Annotated in this window: 15 protein-coding genes; 3 read left to right on the forward strand and 12 right to left on the reverse strand. The window is 73.4% G+C overall.

All coding sequences use genetic code 11. The features are described 5' to 3' along the window. Positions 1-3: 3 nt before the first annotated feature. From N7925_RS08010 to rimP, 8 genes are all read right to left on the reverse strand, one after another. A complete protein-coding gene (locus N7925_RS08010) occupies positions 4-3,555 on the reverse strand; it encodes a trypsin-like peptidase domain-containing protein (protein ID WP_274343473.1) in 3,552 nt (1,183 codons plus the stop codon). 233 nt (positions 3,556-3,788) lie between these two features. After that, the gene (gene truB, locus N7925_RS08015; RefSeq protein WP_265599007.1) at positions 3,789-4,688 is read right to left on the reverse strand and encodes a tRNA pseudouridine(55) synthase TruB; all 900 of its coding nucleotides are present in this window, start codon (positions 4,686-4,688) and stop codon (positions 3,789-3,791) included. Beyond that, on the reverse strand, positions 4,685-5,173 hold the full coding sequence (rbfA, locus tag N7925_RS08020; RefSeq protein ID WP_265599008.1) for a 30S ribosome-binding factor RbfA: 489 nt from the start codon (positions 5,171-5,173) through the stop codon (positions 4,685-4,687). Before rbfA ends, truB begins: the two co-directional genes overlap by 4 nt. 36 nt (positions 5,174-5,209) lie before the next feature. Further along, the gene (locus tag N7925_RS08025; protein WP_030085244.1) at positions 5,210-5,503 is read right to left on the reverse strand and encodes a DUF503 domain-containing protein; all 294 of its coding nucleotides are present in this window, start codon (positions 5,501-5,503) and stop codon (positions 5,210-5,212) included. A 266-nt stretch (positions 5,504-5,769) separates the two neighbouring features. After that, positions 5,770-8,928, reverse strand: a complete 3,159-nt coding sequence (gene infB, locus N7925_RS08030) for a translation initiation factor IF-2 (protein ID WP_274343474.1) — start codon at positions 8,926-8,928, stop codon at positions 5,770-5,772. A gap of 152 nt (positions 8,929-9,080) precedes the next feature. Further along, positions 9,081-9,359, reverse strand: a complete 279-nt coding sequence (locus N7925_RS08035; RefSeq protein ID WP_265599010.1) for a YlxR family protein — start codon at positions 9,357-9,359, stop codon at positions 9,081-9,083. A gap of 113 nt (positions 9,360-9,472) precedes the next feature. Beyond that, positions 9,473-10,513 (reverse strand): transcription termination factor NusA, encoded by a 1,041-nt coding sequence (nusA, locus tag N7925_RS08040; RefSeq protein WP_265599011.1) that lies wholly within the window; start codon positions 10,511-10,513, stop codon positions 9,473-9,475. A gap of 2 nt (positions 10,514-10,515) precedes the next feature. Beyond that, positions 10,516-11,019 (reverse strand): ribosome maturation factor RimP, encoded by a 504-nt coding sequence (gene rimP, locus N7925_RS08045; RefSeq protein ID WP_215107249.1) that lies wholly within the window; start codon positions 11,017-11,019, stop codon positions 10,516-10,518. Positions 11,020-11,195: 176 nt separating this feature from the next. On the opposite strand from rimP, the gene N7925_RS08050 reads away from it, so the two are divergent. From N7925_RS08050 to N7925_RS08060, 3 genes are read left to right on the forward strand one after another with little or no spacing between them, the layout of a single operon-like run. Continuing rightward, the gene (locus N7925_RS08050) at positions 11,196-11,735 is read left to right on the forward strand and encodes a hypothetical protein (protein ID WP_274343475.1); all 540 of its coding nucleotides are present in this window, start codon (positions 11,196-11,198) and stop codon (positions 11,733-11,735) included. Next, on the forward strand, positions 11,732-12,250 hold the full coding sequence (locus N7925_RS08055) for a ferritin-like domain-containing protein (protein WP_265599013.1): 519 nt from the start codon (positions 11,732-11,734) through the stop codon (positions 12,248-12,250). The genes N7925_RS08050 and N7925_RS08055 overlap by 4 nt, the downstream gene beginning before the upstream one ends. 50 nt (positions 12,251-12,300) lie before the next feature. Next, positions 12,301-13,215, forward strand: coding sequence for an aminoglycoside phosphotransferase family protein (locus N7925_RS08060; RefSeq protein ID WP_274343476.1), 915 nt, complete (start codon positions 12,301-12,303; stop codon positions 13,213-13,215). A gap of 61 nt (positions 13,216-13,276) precedes the next feature. Here N7925_RS08060 and N7925_RS08065 read toward each other — a convergent pair whose 3' ends face one another. The 4 genes from N7925_RS08065 to ispG all read right to left on the reverse strand — a co-directional run bounded on the left by N7925_RS08065 (position 13,277) and on the right by ispG (position 17,927). After that, complete coding sequence (locus N7925_RS08065; protein ID WP_274343477.1) at positions 13,277-14,980, reverse strand: proline--tRNA ligase; 1,704 nt, start codon at positions 14,978-14,980, stop codon at positions 13,277-13,279. Between the two features lie 69 nt (positions 14,981-15,049). After that, positions 15,050-15,631 carry a GNAT family N-acetyltransferase gene (locus tag N7925_RS08070; RefSeq protein ID WP_265599016.1) on the reverse strand — a complete coding sequence of 194 codons (582 nt, stop codon included), beginning with the start codon at positions 15,629-15,631 and terminating at the stop codon, positions 15,050-15,052. Between the two features lie 109 nt (positions 15,632-15,740). Further along, positions 15,741-16,586: a GNAT family N-acetyltransferase gene (locus N7925_RS08075; protein WP_274343478.1), complete on the reverse strand. Its 846-nt coding sequence runs from the start codon at positions 16,584-16,586 to the stop codon at positions 15,741-15,743. A gap of 186 nt (positions 16,587-16,772) precedes the next feature. After that, complete coding sequence (gene ispG, locus N7925_RS08080; RefSeq protein WP_265599018.1) at positions 16,773-17,927, reverse strand: flavodoxin-dependent (E)-4-hydroxy-3-methylbut-2-enyl-diphosphate synthase; 1,155 nt, start codon at positions 17,925-17,927, stop codon at positions 16,773-16,775. Positions 17,928-18,042: the final 115 nt, after the last annotated feature.

The following is an 18,042-nucleotide window of genomic DNA, read 5'->3' on the forward strand; positions in this document are numbered from 1 at the left end:
CGATTACGCAGGTCTAAGACTGCCATGCGCACGTCCCGCCGACTGCATCGGCATCGGCATCGACGGGCGTGACGTCTCCAACGCCTCGACCGTGCGCCGGGCGCTCGGCCCCACGACCGCCGCCCACTCCTGCGGGGCGTCGGCCAGCCAGCGGGTGACGAGTGCGGCGAATCCCGGCACGTCGCGGGCGAGCTCGACCAGCCCCCGGTCGAAACGGGCGGCGCCCTCGGGGGTACGGACCAGGAGCATCCCGGTCCGGTGGACGAGCGCGCGCGTACGGATCTCCGGGCGGCGCTGAGAGCCCTCGGCGGCGGTCCGGAGCAGGGCCTCCAGCACATCCGGGTCCCGGCCGGTGACCTGCTCGAACTCCAGCAGGACCTCCAGCAGCTCCGCCCGCAGCGGCCGGGACGCGGCGCTCCCGGCCCCGGCGAGGACCCGGGCGAGCGCGGCGCGGACCGGCGGCGGTGCGGGGCGGTCCCGCAGCAGCCCGGTCACCAGGGGCAGGAGGAGGGCCCGGGCGGCCGGACCGTGCTCCAGGCGGAGGTCGACGTACTCGGCGGCGTGCGTGCCGTCCTCGGGGTGGGCGTCGATGTACTCCCGTACGAGTCCGGCGACGTGCAGCGCGAGCGCGGGCGTGTCGAGCCCGGCCAGTGCCCGCAGCACCGCTCCCCCACTGCCCCCGGGGCGGGCCAGGCGGGCGCGGAGGGCGGCGAGGACCGGCTCCTGGTGGTCCGGGAACACCTCGGCGAGCAGCTCGACGGGCAGCCGGGGGTCTCCGGCGGCGAACGCGCGCAGCGCCCCGGGGAGGTGGGTGCTCCTGGCCACCGGGTCCCGGACGAGGAGGGTGAGGGCGGCGGCGTGCAGGGCGGCGTCCTCGGGGCGGTCCAGCAGCACGAGGGCGGCGGAGCGCAGCAGGGCCCGGTCGCCCTCGGCGGTGACCCGCTGCTGGAGGAGTCCACCGTAGCGGGCGGCGGCGGAGCGGCGGGCCGGCCGGTCCTCGTCGCGGGCCCAGCGCTCCACGGCCCGGCAGAGCGCGGTGGGCTCGTCCTCGGCGAGGGCCAGCAGCAGCTCCCCGGCCCGCTGGTGCGGGGTGGCGATCAGCGCGTCGGTCAGCTCGTCGGGGGCGAGGTCGCGGTGGGCGTACAGCAGGGCCTGCGCGGCGGCGGCGACCGTGGGGCGCAGCGGGACGTCCGGCGCGTCGGGGCCCACGAGCAGCGGGCGTTCGTCGGTGAACCAGCGGCACAGCAGCGGCTGGACGGCCGGGGCGTCGAGGGCGAGGCGGCGGGCGACGGCGTCGAGATAGCGTTCGTCGCCGTCGGTACGGGGCAGTCCGTCGGCGGGCACGAGGCGGCGGAGCAGATCGATCCGGTCCTCCTCGGGCAGCCTCAGCCGGCGCCAGAACCAGGGCCCGAACTCCCCGTACGCCCCGAGGTCCCGGGGTCCTTCGGGGGCGGCGGAGCGGCGGGTGATGCGTCCGGCGAGGACCCGCAGGACGCCGAGATAGGGGCGGGCGTCGGGCACCCGCAGCAGGCTGCCGTTCAGCAGGTGGGCCGCCCACCAGGCGGCGTCCTCGTCGCGCGGGCCCGCGTCGGTCCACAGCCGGTCCAGCGCCTCGATCAGGTCGGCCATCCGGTGCGCGAGCGCGGCGGTGCCCTGGCGGCGGCCGAGGAGCACCATCGCCTGGATCACCGGTCCGGTGCGGTGCCGGGGCACGGGCAGGCTGCGGGGTTCGCCGGCGGTGCGGGGGCGCGGCACCCGGTCCGGTCCGCCGCTCCCCCGGTGCCAGCGGTGCACCAGGGACCGCAGGGCCGCGTCCAGGTCGAGGTGGGCGCCCTGCACCCAGTCGCCGAGCTCCTCGTGGGCGAAGCGGTAGCCCGCACCGGCGGGGACGAGCAGGCCCTCGGTGAGGACGGCGGAGGCCCAGCCGGTGCGCCAGGGGAAGGTCTCCTCGAACGCCGTCCGGTCCAGCTCACCCTGGCCGGGCCCCAGGCAGCGGCGGGCCGCCTCGTGGACCTGGCCCGCCACGCGCGCGGCGAGGCGGCGCACGGCGGCGCCGCGTGGCTGTTCGTCGGCGGCGGCCGCGATCCGGACCGCGACGCGTACGCACAGCAGGTCGAGGTGGGCGCCGAAGACGTCCTCGGTGTCGGGCCGGCCCGGCACCCCGGGCGGCAGCGCGGCGCGGACCTCGGCAAGGAGCCGCAGGGTGAGCGGGTGCCGGTCGTGGCCGGGGGCGAGGGCGGCGGGCGGGATCCCGTAGGCCTCCATGGCCCGCTCGGCCTGCTCGCGGGTGAGGTCGCCCAGGCGCAGGGCGGGCGGCAGCCTGCGGGCGGGGCGGTGCGGGCGGTGCAGGGCGCCCGGTGGATAGAGGCCGCCGGCGGTCTCCCAGTGCTCGGGGCGGCAGGCCACGACGAGCCGGACGCCCTGCGCGCGCAGCCAGGCGGCGGTCTCTGCCGTCCAGTCGGCGAGCCGGTGGGCCAGCAGCGGCTCCATCTCCTCGGGGCCGTCGAGGACCACCAGGAGCGGCTGCCCGGCGTCGGCGGCGAGCCGGGCGACGCGCTCCGGGGTGGCCGTGCTCATGTCGCCGCGGGCGCCCGCGGCGGTGACGATCCGGGCGGCGCGGGTGAGGGCCCGGCTCGCGGCGTCCGCGATCGAGGTGTCCTCGGCCAGCAGGTCCGCGCCGCGCAGCCAGAGCGTGGGGGCGGGCGAGCCGCCGTCGGCGCGGCGGGCTGCGAGAGCGGCCAGCTCGGTGGTGCGGCCGGTGCCGGGCGCTCCGACGAGGCCGAGGACGAGGCCCGTACCCGCCGCGAAGGCGCCGAGCTCGGCGTGGACCTCGGCGCGCTCCACGGGGGCGGTGCGGGCGCGCGGGCCGGCCGCCGAGCCGACGGAGGTGGCGGTGAGCTGGAGGGCCCCGGCGAGGTTGAGATCGGGGCCGTAGGCGGGGGCGGCGGTGGCGTTGCGGCGCAGCAGGGCATCCAGGGTGTCGTCCGCGCCCCGGGGGATCGGGAGGGCGAGGCCGGCCGCCTCGTGCGGGGCGGTGAGGGCGGGGCAGAGGATGCCGACGACGGCGCCGGTGGCCGGGTCGGTGACGGGCCCGCCGATGGCCGCGCCCCCGGAGCGCAGGGCGTCGCGGCCGTCGGTGCCCAGCGCCAGCTCCAGGGCGGCGGGGACCGGGTGGCCCACGCCGTCCGGTGCGGTGTAGGTGGCCGGGGTGGTGCCGAGCACCCGGGCCTCGCGCCGCCCGTGGGCGGCGATGTCCACGTAGCCGCCGGGCTCGGCGCGATCGCGTCCGGCGATGGGCAGGGGGTCCGCGTCGAGGGCGTCGGGGCCGCCGGTGCGCAGGAGGGCGAGGCCCAGGGCGGGGAGCGGGGTGATGTCGTCGGGGGCGACGGTGCAGGTGCGGCCTTCGGTGCCGTGGAGGATGAGCGGGCCCGGGGAGGTCACGGCCTGGTGGGCGGTGACGACCGTGCCGCGGTCGTCCGCGACGAATCCCGTCCCTCGCGGCCGGCCGGCCTGATCACAGATTCCTACCAGCTTCGACCGGTCCCCACTGCCCATGGTGCGACGTTAGGCCGTCGGTGATCTTCTGGAGCGCGCGGACGGGGAAAGCGCCCCCCACGCACCCGGTATTCACTCCGAGCGCCCGTCCGATGGGGTGAATGAGCGTGTCCCCCGGGGAGCAGGGATGGTGCCGGGGAGGGGAACGTGGAGCGGGCACCGGGTTGGGGGGAGGGTGCCCGCTCCACGCATGACCCGCCGAAGCGCGGGGTGGAGCAGGTGCGGGATGTGGCTCAGGCGAAGACGGCGAGGCTCTTGGCCTTGCCCTTCTCCTCCTCGACGAGCACGAGGAACGCGCCGTCGGGCCCGAAGACCGCGACCGGCCCCGGCGGATGGGCGGGCATGTCCAGCCGTACGCCGTTGAGGAGCAGCTTGGCGCGCTTCTCGTCCACGTCCCAGCGGGAGAACGCGGAGGCGGCCGCCTCGGCGACCGGCATCACGGTCAGCTCCTCCTGGTGCTGGTCGAGCGTCCGGGCCGCGTCCAGTCCGTACGGACCGACCCGGGTGCGGCGCAGCGCGGTCAGGTGGCCGCCGACGCCGAGTCCGCCGCCGAGGTCGCGGGCGATGGCGCGGATGTAGGTGCCCGAGGAGCAGACGACGGAGACGACCAGGTCGAGGACGGGGGTGCCGTCCTCGGCGGCGGCCTCGCGGACGTCGTAGACGCGGAAGGAGGAGACGGTCACCGGGCGGGCCGGGATCTCGAACTCCTCGCCGCCGCGCACCCGCGCGTAGGAGCGCTTGCCGTCGATCTTGATGGCGCTGACCTTGGACGGCACCTGCATGATCCGGCCGGTGAGTGCGGCCACCCCGGCGTCGATGGCCTCGCGGCTCACGCCGGAGGCGTCGGTGGACGAGGTGATCTCGCCCTCGGCGTCGTCGGTGACGGTGTCCTGGCCGAGCCGGATCGTACCGAGGTACTCCTTCTCGGTCAGGGCGAGGTGGCCCAGCAGCTTGGTGGCCCGCTGGACCCCGAGCACGAGGACACCGGTCGCCATCGGGTCCAGCGTGCCTGCGTGGCCGACCCGCCGGGTGCGGGCGATGCCGCGCATCTTGGCGACGACGTCGTGCGAAGTGAAGCCGGACGGCTTGTCGACGATGACAAGTCCGTCCGGCGTGGTGGTCTGCTCGGTCATGCGGAGGCCGGGCCCTCGTTCTTCTCGGAGGTTCCGTCGGTCCCGGCCCCGGTCTCGTCGTCCTCGTCCTCGGGCTTGCGGTACGGGTCGGCGTCGCCGGCGTACTTCGCGCCCGTGGAGACCTCGCGCACCTCCGCGTCCTTGGCCCGCGCCTTGTCGAGGAGGTCCTCGATGGTGCGGGCGTTGTCCGGGAGGGCGTCCGGGACGAAGGCCAGGCTCGGCGTGAACCTGACCCCGGTCTGCCGGCCGACCTCGGTGCGGAGGACGCCCTTGGCGCTCTCCAGCGCCGCGGCGGAGGCCGCGCGCTCCTCGTCGTCGCCGTAGACCGTGTAGAAGACCGTGGCCTCCCGCAGGTCGCCGGTGACCCGGGCGTCCGTGATCGTCACGAAACCCAGCCGCGGATCCTTGATTCGCCGGTCCAGGGTCTCCGCGACCACGACCTGGATGCGATCGGCCAGCTTGCGGGCCCGCGCGTTGTCGGTCACCGGTCCGTCACTCTTCCTTCTGATTTCGCTCGACTGTCAGTCTTCGTCACTGTGCAGCCGCCGTCTCACCGACAGCAGCTCCACCTCGGGGCGTCCCGCGACCAGCCGTTCGCAGCGGTCCAGCACGTCCGTGAGGTGTCCGGTGTCACCGGAGACCACGGCAAGGCCGATCTCGGCCCTGCGGTGGAGATTCTGTCCGCCGGTCTCGGCCACGCTCACCGCGTACTTGCGCTGGAGCTCGGCGACGATCGGGCGGACGACGGAACGCTTCTCCTTCAACGACCGTACGTCGCCGAGGAGCAGATCGAAGGACAGGGTCCCGACATACATGTGTGTCCGGATGTCCCGCCGGTTCGGGTTCGTGCCCCGCCAGAGCTTGCCGGGGACATCAGAACCGTACCGGAACGGCCGGAGCCGATCGACGGAAATACGACCCGCCGACCGGCCCCGACCTTGGTGGAGGAGCAGCGTGAGTCGACTCACTCGGCCCTTCCGAATACCCCCGGCTCCTTTCGGACCCGAGGTGGAGGGGTTCCGTGAGTGACTCACGGAACCCCTCCGAATGCCCCGCGGATCCTCGCGGACCCGAGAGTTGATCAGCCTCGCGGCTTCTCGCGCATCTCGTACGTCGCGATGACGTCGTCGATCTTGATGTCGTTGAAGTTGCCGAGGTTGATACCGCCCTCGAAGCCTTCGCGGATCTCGGTGACGTCGTCCTTGAAGCGGCGCAGACCGGAGATGTTGAGGCTCTCCGCGATGACCTTGCCATCGCGCAGCAGGCGCGCCTTGGTGTTGCGCTTGACCTCGCCGGAGCGGACCAGCACACCGGCGATGTTGCCCAGCTTGGACGAGCGGAAGATCTCGCGGATCTCCGCCGTGCCGAGCTCGACCTCTTCGTACTCCGGCTTGAGCAGACCCTTGAGGGCCGCTTCGATCTCTTCGATCGCCTGGTAGATGACCGAGTAGTACCGGACGTCCACGCCTTCGCGCTCGGCCATCTGCTCGGCGCGCCCTGCGGCGCGCACGTTGAAGCCGATCACGATGGCGTCGGAGCCGGTCGCCAGGTTGATGTCCGACTCGGTGACCGCACCCACACCGCGGTGCAGGATCCGGATGTCGACCTCTTCGCCGACGTCGAGCTGGAGCAGCGAGGACTCGAGAGCCTCCACCGAACCGGACGCGTCGCCCTTGATGATGAGGTTGAGCTCCTGGACCAGACCGGCCTTGAGCGCCTCGTCCAGGTTCTCCAGGGAGAACCGGACGCCCTTGCGGGCGAAGTTGGCGTTGCGCTCACGGGCGGCACGCTTCTCGGCGATCTGACGGGCCGTACGGTCCTCGTCGACCACCAGGAGGTTGTCGCCGGCGCCCGGGACGTTGGTGAGACCGAGCACCAGGACGGGGGTCGAGGGACCCGCTTCCTGGACGTTCTGACCGCTGTCGTCGAGCATGGCGCGGACTCGGCCGTAGGCGTCGCCCACGACCACCGTGTCACCGATGCGCAGCGTTCCGCGCTGGACCAGGACGGTCGAGACGGCACCGCGACCGCGGTCGAGGTGGGACTCGATCGCGATGCCCTGCGCGTCCTGCTCCGGGTTGGCCCGCAGGTCGAGCGAGGCGTCGGCGGTGAGGACGACGGCCTCCAGGAGCGCCTCGATGTTGAGGCCCTGCTTGGCGGAGATGTCGACGAACATGGTGTCGCCGCCGTACTCCTCGGCCACCAGACCGAACTCGGTGAGCTGACCGCGCACCTTGGTCGGGTCGGCGCCCTCGACGTCGATCTTGTTGACCGCGACCACGATCGGCACCTCGGCCGCCTTGGCGTGGTTCAGCGCCTCGATCGTCTGGGGCATCACACCGTCGTTGGCCGCCACCACGAGGATCGCGATGTCGGTCGACTTCGCACCACGGGCACGCATGGCGGTGAACGCCTCGTGACCCGGGGTGTCGATGAAGGTGATCTTGCGGTCCTCGCCGTTGACCTCGGAGGAGACCTGGTACGCACCGATGTGCTGCGTGATGCCGCCGGCCTCGCCCGCGACGACGTTCGTCTTGCGGATCGCGTCCAGCAGTCGGGTCTTACCGTGGTCGACGTGACCCATGACGGTCACGACCGGCGGACGCGAGACCAGAGCCTCTTCGCCGCCCTCGTCCTCGCCGAACTCGATGTCGAAGGACTCGAGCAGCTCGCGGTCCTCCTCCTCGGGGCTGACGATCTCCAGGACGTAGTTCATCTCCTCGGCGAGAAGCCGGAGCGTCTCGTCGGAAACGGACTGCGTGGCGGTGACCATCTCGCCGAGGTTCATCATCACGGCGACGAGCGACGCCGGGTTGGCGTTGATCTTCTCTGCGAAGTCGGTGAGCGAGGCGCCGCGCGACAGGCGGACGGGCTGTCCGTTGCCGCGAGGCAGCATGACGCCGCCGACCGACGGGGCCTGCATGGCCTCGTACTCCTGGCGCCTCTGCCGCTTCGACTTGCGGCCACGACGCGCCGGACCGCCGGGACGGCCGAACGCACCCTGTGTGCCACCGCGGGCACCGGGGCCGCCGGGACGGCCACCGAAGCCGGGACGACCGCCGAAGCCGCCGCCGCCACCGGGACGACCGGCACCGCCGCCGCCACCGGGACCGGCCGGACGGCCGGCGAAGCCGCCACCGCCGCCACCGGGACGACCGGCGAAGCCGCCGCCGCCACCGGGACGACCGCCACCGGCACCGGCACCGCCGGGACGACCGCCACCGCCGCCGGGACCACGGCCACCGCCGGGGCCACCGCCGGGACGCGGGCCCGCTGCGGGACGCTGCGGCATCATGCCGGGGTTGGGACGGTTACCGGCGGGACCGCCGCCGGGCCGCGGAGCCTGCGGGCGGGGCATGCCGCCCGGAGAGGGACGGGCACCGCCCTGACCCTGACCGCCCTGGGGGCGCGGGGCGCCGCCGGGGCCACTGCCCTGGGGACGCGGGGCGCCGGGGCGCTCCGAGCCGCCACCGGGGCGCGGGGCGCCGCCCGGGCGGGGCGCGCCGGGGCGCGCCATGCCGGTGGAACCGCCGGAGGTGAAGGGGTTGTTGCCCGGACGGGGACCGGCCGGACGGGCGCCGCCGGGGCGCGGGGCGCCCTGGCCCGCGGGACGTGCGGGGCGGTCGCCGCCACGCTCGCCACCACGGCCGCCGTCACGCTGGCCGCCATCGCGCTGACCACTGTCACGCTGACCACCGTCACGCTGACCGCCGGCCGGAGCCGGACGGGCGGGTGCGGGACGGGGGCCGGGGGTGGCGCCCGCGGGACGCGGGGCCTGGGGCTGCTGCGGGGCAGCCGGCTGGGCCGGAGCCGGAGCCGAGAACTCGGCGGCCGGGACCGGGGTCACCGGGGCCGCCTTCGGCGCGGGCTTCGGACCCGGACGGGGGCCCGCCGACGGCGCGGAGGGCGCCGCCGGGGTGCTGCTGGGGGCCTCGGCCTCGGCGGCCGGCTTGGGAGCCGGTGCACCGGGCTTCGGGGCCCCGGGACGTGCCGCAGCTGCCGGGGAGGGCGCTGCGGGCTTCACGGGCGCCGCCTTGCGGGGCGCACCGGGCTTGGCAGCGGACTTGCCGGCGTTGCCGCCGGGCCCCTGCAGTGCGTCGGTCAACTTACGTACAACCGGCGCCTCGATCGTCGAGGACGCCGAACGGACGAATTCACCGAGTTCTTGGAGCTTGGCCATGACGACCTTGCTCTCGACGCCGAACTCCTTGGCGAGTTCGTATACCCGGACCTTAGCCACTTCGCTCCTTTTAGGTCCGGGTTACCGCCGGACCGTCGCTACTTCATGGGCGTACTCATCGCGTACTCATCGAGTGCTGCTCATCGCAATCTCGACCTACTTCCAACTCGCGAGGTACCTGACCGCACGGGGACCCGTGCCGTTCACTTTTCTTACGGTGCAACCCGCTCGACGAACCGCGTCAGTGCCGCGGTGTCGAACGGCCCCTTGGCCTTGAAGGCCCGGGAGAACGCCCGGCGGCGAACCGCCAGGTCGAGACAGACAGAGACGGGGTGCACGTAAGCACCCCGGCCGGGCAGCGTACCGCGTGGATCAGGGGCGCAGGCGCCCTCGTCCACCACGATGCGCAGTAGCTCGCTCTTGGCCGCTCGCTCCCGGCATCCCACACAGGTTCGCTCGGGGCAAGCGCGGGCTTGCGTCCGGCCAGACACGTTTAAGTCTACCTCCCCGTACCGACCTCGCCGCTTGGGGGCAAAAATCGAACGGATGTTGTCGTGATGTCAGCGGCGTACCGCTCAGATCTATTCCCTGGAGCCCCTCCGGGTCAACGCCTTTCCGAGCGCTCCCGGGCCCGCTCGGCCCGCTCCCGGTCGGCGTTCTCGCGCTCCTCGTCCGTCTCGGTGTCCGGACGGATGTCGATGCGCCAGCCGGTCAGGCGGGCGGCGAGGCGGGCGTTCTGGCCCTCCTTGCCGATCGCCAGCGACAGCTGGTAGTCGGGCACGGTGACACGGGCGGAACGGGCGCCGAGGTCGACGACCTCGACCTCGCTCACCCGGGCGGGCGAGAGGGCGTTGGCGACCATCTCGGCCGGATCGTCGGACCAGTCCACGATGTCGATCTTCTCACCGTGCAGCTCGGCCATGACATTGCGCACACGGCTGCCCATCGGGCCGATGCAGGCGCCCTTGGGGTTCAGGCCGGACCGGGTGGAGCGCACGGCGATCTTGGTGCGGTGGCCGGCCTCGCGGGCGATGGCCTCGATGACCACCGAGCCGTCCGCGATCTCCGGGACCTCCAGGGCGAAGAGCTTCTTCACCAGGTTGGGGTGGGTGCGCGAGAGCGTCACCGACGGACCGCGGACACCCTTGGCGACCCGTACGACATACGTACGAAGGCGCAGGCCGTGCACGTACTCCTCGCCCGGGACCTGCTCCTGGACCGGCAGCATGGCTTCCATCTTGCCGATGTCGACCAGGACGTTCTTGGGGTCCTTGCCCTGCTGGACGACGCCCGTGACGACATCACCCTCGTGGCCCGCGTACTCCCCGAAGGTGCGATCGTCCTCGGCGTCGCGCAGCCGCTGCAGGATGACCTGCTTGGCGGTGGTCGCGGCGATCCGGCCGAAGCCGGACGGGGTGTCGTCGAACTCCTTGGGCTCCTGGCCCTCTTCGAGGTCGGCCGGGTCCTCCTTGGCCCACACCGTGACGTGGCCGTTCGCATCGAGCTCCACGCGGGCCCGGCGGTGGCTGCCGTCGGTGCGGTGGTACGCGATGAGGAGGGCCGACTCGATCGCCCCGACGAGCACGTCGAAGGGGATCTCCTTGTCCTGCGCCAAGCCCTTCAGAAGCTTTACATCGATGTCCACGGCTACGCCTCCTCTTCCTTCTTGTCCTTGCGGTTGAATTCGATCTCCACGCGCGCCTTGGCGATCTCGTCGAAGGCGAGGCGGCGGGCGGTGGGCTTGCGGCCCTTGACGCCGGGCACTTCGAGGTCGAGCCCGTCCTCGTCGACGGCGAGGATGCGGGCGACCAGCTCACCGGAGCCGTCGCCGGCCAGGTGGAACCTGGCCAGCCGGCCGATGGCGCGTACGTAGTGGCGGTGCTCGGTCAGCGGGCGGTCCGCGCCGGGGGAGCTGACTTCGAGGACGTACTCGCCCTCACCCATCGCGTCGGTCTCGTCCAGCTTCTCGGAGATCGCGCGGCTCAGCTCCGCACAGGCGTCCAGCTCCACGCCCTCTTCGGAGTCCACGATGATCCGCAGCACTCCTCGGCGGCCGGCCCGGGACACCTCGATCTCCTCGAGGTCCAGCTGCTGCGCGCTGACGAGCGGTTCCAGCAACCCGCGCAGCCTCTCGCTCTGGGTGGTGCTCATCCGGGTGACTCCTCGGCCGCGTGTGCTGTTGTGGGGATCGTCGTGCGTCAGGTCAAAGGGTATCCGGTCGCCAGGGGTGTTGCCGTCCGCCCGCCGCTCGGCCGCGGGTACGCTCGCCTGCGGTGATCACATCAGGACAGATCCTGTCAGGACCGGTCCAGGCCCGAAGGAGAAACGTGCGGCGCACGGGGACGACGCGCAGGGGGGCGCTCACCGTTACGGGAGCCCTCGCCCTGGGTGCGGTGCTGACCGGCTGCGGGGGCGGCGACGAGGCGGCGGACGGCGGGAAGCCCGCGCACTCCGGCGCGCGGGCCGCCGCTGCCAAGGCCGGGAGGACCGTGCGCGAGAAGGCGGCGCGCGACGGCGCCCTCCTGCTCGCCCGGTACGACCTGGTGGCCGAGGCGCATCCGGCGACGGCCGCGGGTCTGGCGCCCCTGCGGGCCGCCGCGCGGGAGCACGGGAAGGCTCTGGCGCCGCCGCGCGCGAAGGGCGGCCCGCGAGCCGACGCCCCTCCGGCCGCGCCCGGCCCCGTGTCCGCCGACCCGAAGGCCGCGGTGCGGGAGCTGGCCGCCGACGAGCGCCGCCGGGCCGACGCGTACGCCCGGGCCCTGCTGGACGTCGAGCCGGAGCTGGCCCGGCTGCTGGCCTCGGTGGCGGCGGCCGCGGCGGCGCACGCGTATCTGCTGACCGAACTGGCCGAGGAGGCAGCCGCATGAGCACCCGATCCGTCCGGCCGTCCGAGGAGGACGCCGACTCCCCCGAGCTGACCGCCGTCCAGGCGGCCCTGGCCGCCGAGCACGCCGCGGTGTACGGCTACGGGCTGCTCGGCGGCCGCCTCGACGGGAAGCGGGGGGCCGCGGCCCGCGCGGCGTACGACGGGCACCGGGCCCGCCGGGACGCGCTGGCGCGCTCCGTGCGCGACCTCGGCGGGAGGCCGGTGGCCTCGGACGCCGCGTACGCGCTGCCGTTCGCCGTCACGGACTCCCCGTCGGCGGTACGGCTGGCCGCGGTGCTGGAGGACCGGATCGCGGGCGCCTGCGCCGATCTCGTACGGGCCACCGAGGGTGCTCGCCGCAAGGAGGCGGCGGGCGCGCTGCGGGAGGCCGCGGTGCGGTCGGCCCGCTGGCGGGGCGGCAACGTAGCCTTTCCGGGGCTCGCCGAGCGGGCCGCCGGTGCGGATCCGGCCGCGACGGGCCCGGTGGAGGCCGCCGGCGCGGACGGCGCGCGCTGATACGAGGAACGCGCGCTGATACGAAGAACCGGAAAGGGAACACACGACGTATGGGTTTCGAACCGCCGCAGCGCCTGGTGCGCGCGCTCGGTGAGATGTACGGGGACGCCGCGGCGGCCGACTGGCTGGACGCGCTTCCCGCGCTGACCGAGCAGGCGCTCACCGCCGGGGGCGGCCTCACCGTGGAGCGGGTGGCCGCCCCCGGCGGGCGCAGCTCCCTGGTGGTTCTGGTGCGGCGGGCCGACGGGACCCCGGCGGCGCTGAAGATCGCCCCGCCGGTCGCCGGACCCGGGCTGGAGCGGGCGGCGCTGGAGCACTGGAACGGGTGGGGCGCGGTGAAGCCGCTGGACGCGCCGGAGCTCGACGCGTCCAGTGCGCTGCTGCTGGAGCGGCTGCACCACGAGGTGTCGCTGCGCTCGCTGCCGGAGGCCAAGGCGCTGCTGGAGGCGGCGGGCACGCTGCGGCGGCTGTGGGTGGAGCCGCCGGCCGGGCACGCCTTCGAGAGCGTCGCCGGGCGGACCGACCGGCAGAGCGCCGGGATGCGGGCGGCCGCCGAGGCCGATCCGGAGCTGGCGCCGCTGGTGGAGGCGGCGCTCGCGGCGCGGGCGGAGCTGGTCGAGGGATCATCCGAACTCCTGCTGCTGCACGGCAACTTCCGGCAGAGCAAGGTGTTCTCGGGGGAGCGGGCGCCGTGGCTGACGGTGGGTCCGGAGCCGCTGGTGGGCGAGCGCGCCTACGACCTGGCGCGGCTGGTGCGGGACCGGGTGGAGGATCTGATCGCCTCCCCCGGCGGCCCGGTGACGGCCCGGCGGCGGGTCAAGAGGCTGGCGGAGTCGCTGGAGGTGGAGCAGGCGCGGCTGCACGGCTGGACGCTGTTCCGGGCGGTCGAGTCGGGCACCCGCGCGCTGGCCGAGGGACGGCGGCAGATGGCCGAGGTCAACCTGGAGTTCGCGGGCTGGCTGTAGCCGCGCGACGTACGGCGAAGGCCCCCGCGCGATCCCGCGCGGGGGCCTTCGCAGCCGCTGATCAGGCCAGGTCGGCCGTCAGGCGGGCGATCGCCTCGTCGACGGTCAGCTCCTCGCGCTCACCGGTGCGGCGGTCCTTCAGCTCCAGGACGCCGTCGGCGGAGCGGCGGCCGGCGACCAGGATCTTGGGCACACCGAGCAGCTCGGAGTCGGTGAACTTCACGCCGGGCGAGACGCCGGGGCGGTCGTCGACCAGGACCCGCAGGCCCGCCGCGTTGAGCTTCTCCGAGACGTCGAGGGCCAGCTCCGTCTGGAGGGCCTTGCCCGCGGCGACGACGTGGACGTCGGCCGGGGCGATCTCGCGGGGCCAGCACAGGCCCTTGTCGTCGGCGGTCTGCTCGGCGAGGGCGGCGACGGCGCGGGAGACGCCGATGCCGTACGAGCCCATCGTGACCCGGACGGGCTTGCCCTGCTGGCCGAGGACGTCGAGCTGGAAGGTGTCGGCGTACTTGCGGCCGAGCTGGAAGATATGGCCGATCTCGATGGCGCGGTCCAGGGTGAGGCCGGTGCCGCACTCGGGGCAGGGGTCGCCCTCCTGGACCACGACGACGTCGAGGTACTGGTCGACCTCGAAGTCGCGGCCCGCGACGACGTTCCTCGCGTGCTTGCCCTCCTGGTTGGCGCCGGTGACCCAGGAGGTGCCGGGGGCGACGCGGGGGTCGGCGAGGTAGCGGACCTTCTCCAGGCCCTGGGGGCCGACGTAGCCGCGTACGAGGTCGTCGCGGCCGGCGAAGTCCTCGGCGGTGACCAGCTCGACGACGGCGGGGGCCAGGTGCTCGCCGAGCTTGCCGAGGTCGACCTCGCGGTGGCCGGGGACGCCGACGGCCACGATCTCGCCGTCCACCTTGACCAGCAGGTTCTTCAGGGTGGCGGAGGCGGGGACGCCCAGGTGCGCGGCGAGCGTCTCGATGGTCGGGGTGTCGGGGGTGTCCAGCTCCTCGACCGCGCCGTGCGCCGAGCCGTCGACCGGGGCGAGCGCGAAGGTCACGGCCTCGGTGTTGGCGGCGTAGTCGCAGTTCGGGCAGTCCGCGAAGGTGTCCTCGCCGGCGGCGGCGGGGGCGAGGAACTCCTCGGAGGCGGAGCCGCCCATCGCGCCGGAGACTGCGGAGACGATGCGGTGGTCCAGGCCGAGGCGCTCGAAGATCTTGATGTAGGCGGCCCGGTGCAGGGCGTAGGAGTGCGCGAGGCCCTCGTCGGTGGTGTCGAAGCTGTACGAGTCCTTCATCTGGAACTCGCGGCCGCGGAGCACGCCGGAGCGGGGGCGGGCCTCGTCGCGGTACTTCGTCTGGATCTGGTAGAGCATCACCGGCAGGTCCTTGTAGGACGTGCACTGGTCCTTGACGGTCTGGGTGAAGATCTCCTCGTGGGTGGGGCCGAGGAGGTAGTCCCCGCCCTTGCGGTCCTTGAGGCGGAAGAGCAGGTCGCCGTACTCCTCCCAGCGGCCGGACGCCTCGTAGGGCTCCTTGGGCAGCAGGGCGGGCAGCAGGACTTCCTGGGCGCCGATGGCGTCCATCTCCTCGCGGACCACGTGGGAGATGTTGTCCAGGACCTTCTTGCCGAGCGGCAGCCAGGACCAGATGCCGGCCGCGTTGCGGCGGACGTACCCGGCGCGGACCAGCAGCTTGTGGCTGAGCGTCTCGGCGTCCGCCGGGTCGTCGCGCAGTGTCTTGACCATCAATCGGGACATGCGCTGGACCTGGGCCATGATGAACTCCTGCTCGCAAGGGTGGTGAGCCCGAGGTTAGCCGGGCGGTGCGGGCTGGCGGAAATCCATTCAGGCCCGGGGCCTCGCGCGCAGCAGGGGCAGGGGCGCGCCCATGACCGCGTAGGGCTGCGGGGCGCTCGGGAAGACGACCTGGCGGGCCAGATCGCGGTAGCCCAGCGAGCGGTACAGGGTGCGGGCCGGGCTGTCCTTGTCGATCGCCGAGAGGATCGACCGGGGATGGTCGACGGCGTCGGTGATGGCGGTGATCAGGGTGCGGCCGATGCCGCTTCGCTGGTGGTCCGGGTGGACGTGGAGTTCGGTGATGACGAAGGAGTCGTCCAGCCAGCCGTCGGAGCCGGTGGCCCGCAGATAGGGCTCGACGACGGTGGACCACCACTGGGCGCGGTCGTTGGGCAGCCCGTAGACGAAGCCGACGAGCCGTCCGTCGGGGGTGATGGCGCCGAGTGCGCGGGCGTGGGGGTGCTCCAGGTGTCTGAGGACGATGTGGCGGCGTACGTCGATCTCGTCCTGGCTCAGTCCGAAGGCGGCCGCCTGGACGCACAGGGCTTCGTCGACGCGGGCGGCCAGGTCGACGGGGCCGATCTCGGCGTCGGGTGCTGCGGGGCCTTCTCCGGGGACTGCTGCTGCCATGCGGGAACCCTACTGGCCGGGGCGGGCGGTCAGAACCGTGCGTTCCCGGGGCGGGTGCGCGGGACGGTTCAGAACAGGACGCGCGTGGCAGTGGAGCGCGCGGGACGGTTCAGAACAGGACGCTCATGAACGCGCCGACCTCGCGGAAGCCGACCCGGCGGTAGGCCTTGCGGGCGGGGGTGTTGTAGTCGTTCACGTACAGGCTGACGACGGGGGCGACGTCGGCGAGTGCGTAGCGCAGGACGGCGGCCATGCCCGTTTCGGAGAGGCCCTTGCCGCGGTGTTCGGGGGCGACCCAGACGCCCTGGATCTGGCAGGCCTGTGGGGTGGCCGCGCCGATCTCCGCCTTGAAGACCACCTTGCCGTCGTCGATGCGGGCGAAGGAGCGGCCGCTGCCGATGAGTTCGGCGACGCGGGCCTGGTAGAGGAGTCCGCCGTCGCCGGCGAGCGGGGAGATGCCGACCTCCTCGGTGAACATGGCCACGCAGGCCGGCATCAGGACCTCGGTCTCGTCCTTGCGGATGCGGCGGACGAGCGGGTCGGGGGTGACGTCGGCGGAGAGGCTCTCGGTGACCATGAGGGGCTGGTTGGCGCGGACCTCGCGGGCGGGGCCCCAGCTGGGTTCGAGGAGCCGCCAGAGCTGGGTGGCGGGTTCGGCGGGGCCGACGATGGAGGAGCAGCGGCGGCCGGCCCTGCGGGCCCGGTCGGCGAAGGCGCGGACGGCCTCGGGGCCGGCGCAGATGGGGACGAGGTTGGCGCCGGAGTAGCACAGGGAGCGGAGCATCCCGTCGGCGTACCAGCCCCACATCTCGCCGCCGAGGCGCCAGGGGTCGAGTCCCGCGACCTGCACGCGGGACGTCACGAAGGCGTTGGCCACGGGCTCGCTCTCCAGGATGGCGAGCGCTGCTTGGAGGTCGCTGGGTTCGAGGACCCGGGTGGTGGTCTGCGTCAACACGAGGGGGCCTCACCATGCGGTCTGCTGATTTCCGCACTTTAACCGACGAGCCTGTCGCACGCCGCTCGAGTCCGGAAGACGGTCTCCGGGCGGGGCTGTGGTCCGAGCGGGGCCGGTCCTCGGACGCGCCGCCGCCCCACCGGGCGCGGGGCCAGGCGGGGCGGCGGTGGGCCGGTACGGCGCGGGTCAGCTGATGGAGACCTCGGGCTCGCCGGACGGGATGCCGTCCTTCTCCATCTGTTCGGCGATCTTCATGGCCTCTTCGATGAGGGTCTCGACGATCTTCGACTCGGGGACGGTCTTGATGACCTCGCCCTTCACGAAGATCTGGCCCTTGCCGTTGCCGGAGGCGACGCCGAGGTCGGCCTCGCGGGCCTCGCCGGGGCCGTTGACGACGCAGCCCATGACGGCGACGCGGAGCGGGACCTCCATGCCCTCCAGGCCGGCGCTGACCTGGTCGGCGAGCTTGTAGACGTCGACCTGGGCGCGGCCGCAGGACGGGCAGGAGACGATCTCCAGGCGGCGCTGCTTGAGGTTGAGCGCCTCCAGGATCTGGAGGCCGACCTTGACCTCCTCGACCGGCGGGGCCGAGAGGGAGACGCGGATGGTGTCGCCGATGCCCTCGGAGAGCAGCGCGCCGAACGCGACGGCCGACTTGATGGTGCCCTGGAACGCCGGTCCGGCCTCGGTGACGCCGAGGTGCAGCGGGTAGTCGCTCTGGGCGGCGAGCTGGCGGTAGGCGTTGACCATGACGACCGGGTCGTTGTGCTTGACCGAGATCTTGATGTCGCCGAAGCCGTGCTCCTCGAAGAGGGACGCCTCCCACAGGGCCGACTCGACGAGGGCCTCGGGGGTGGCCTTGCCGTACTTCTTCAGGAGCCGCGCGTCCAGGGAGCCGGCGTTGACGCCGATCCGGATCGGGGTGCGGGTCTCGGCGGCCGCCTTCGCGATCTCCTTGACCTTGTCGTCGAACTGCTTGATGTTGCCCGGGTTCACCCGGACCGCGGCGCAGCCGGCGTCGATCGCGGCGAAGACGTACTTCGGCTGGAAGTGGATGTCGGCGATCACCGGGATCTGCGACTTCCGGGCGATCGTGGCGAGCGCGTCGGCGTCGTCCTGCGTCGGGCACGCGACGCGGACGATCTGGCAGCCGGATGCCGTCAGCTCGGCGATCTGCTGGAGCGTGGCGCCTATGTCCGACGTGCGTGTCGTCGTCATCGACTGCACGGAGACGGGCGCGTCGCCGCCGACCGCGACCGTGCCGACCTGGATCTGTCGGCTGACCCTTCGGTCGGCGAGCTTGGTCGGAACGGCCGGCATTCCGAGAGAAATCGCAGTCATGCGCTGTGCATCCCCAAGGTGTGGATCAAGGTCCCGAGATCGGCGGGCTCCAGCCTTCGAGGTTACGGCACCGGAGGCGGGACGGACGCACCCTGTCGACAAGTCCACCCGTTGG

The sequence above is a fragment of the Streptomyces sp. CA-278952 genome (assembly GCF_028747205.1).
Classification (GTDB): Bacteria; Actinomycetota; Actinomycetes; order Streptomycetales; family Streptomycetaceae; genus Streptomyces.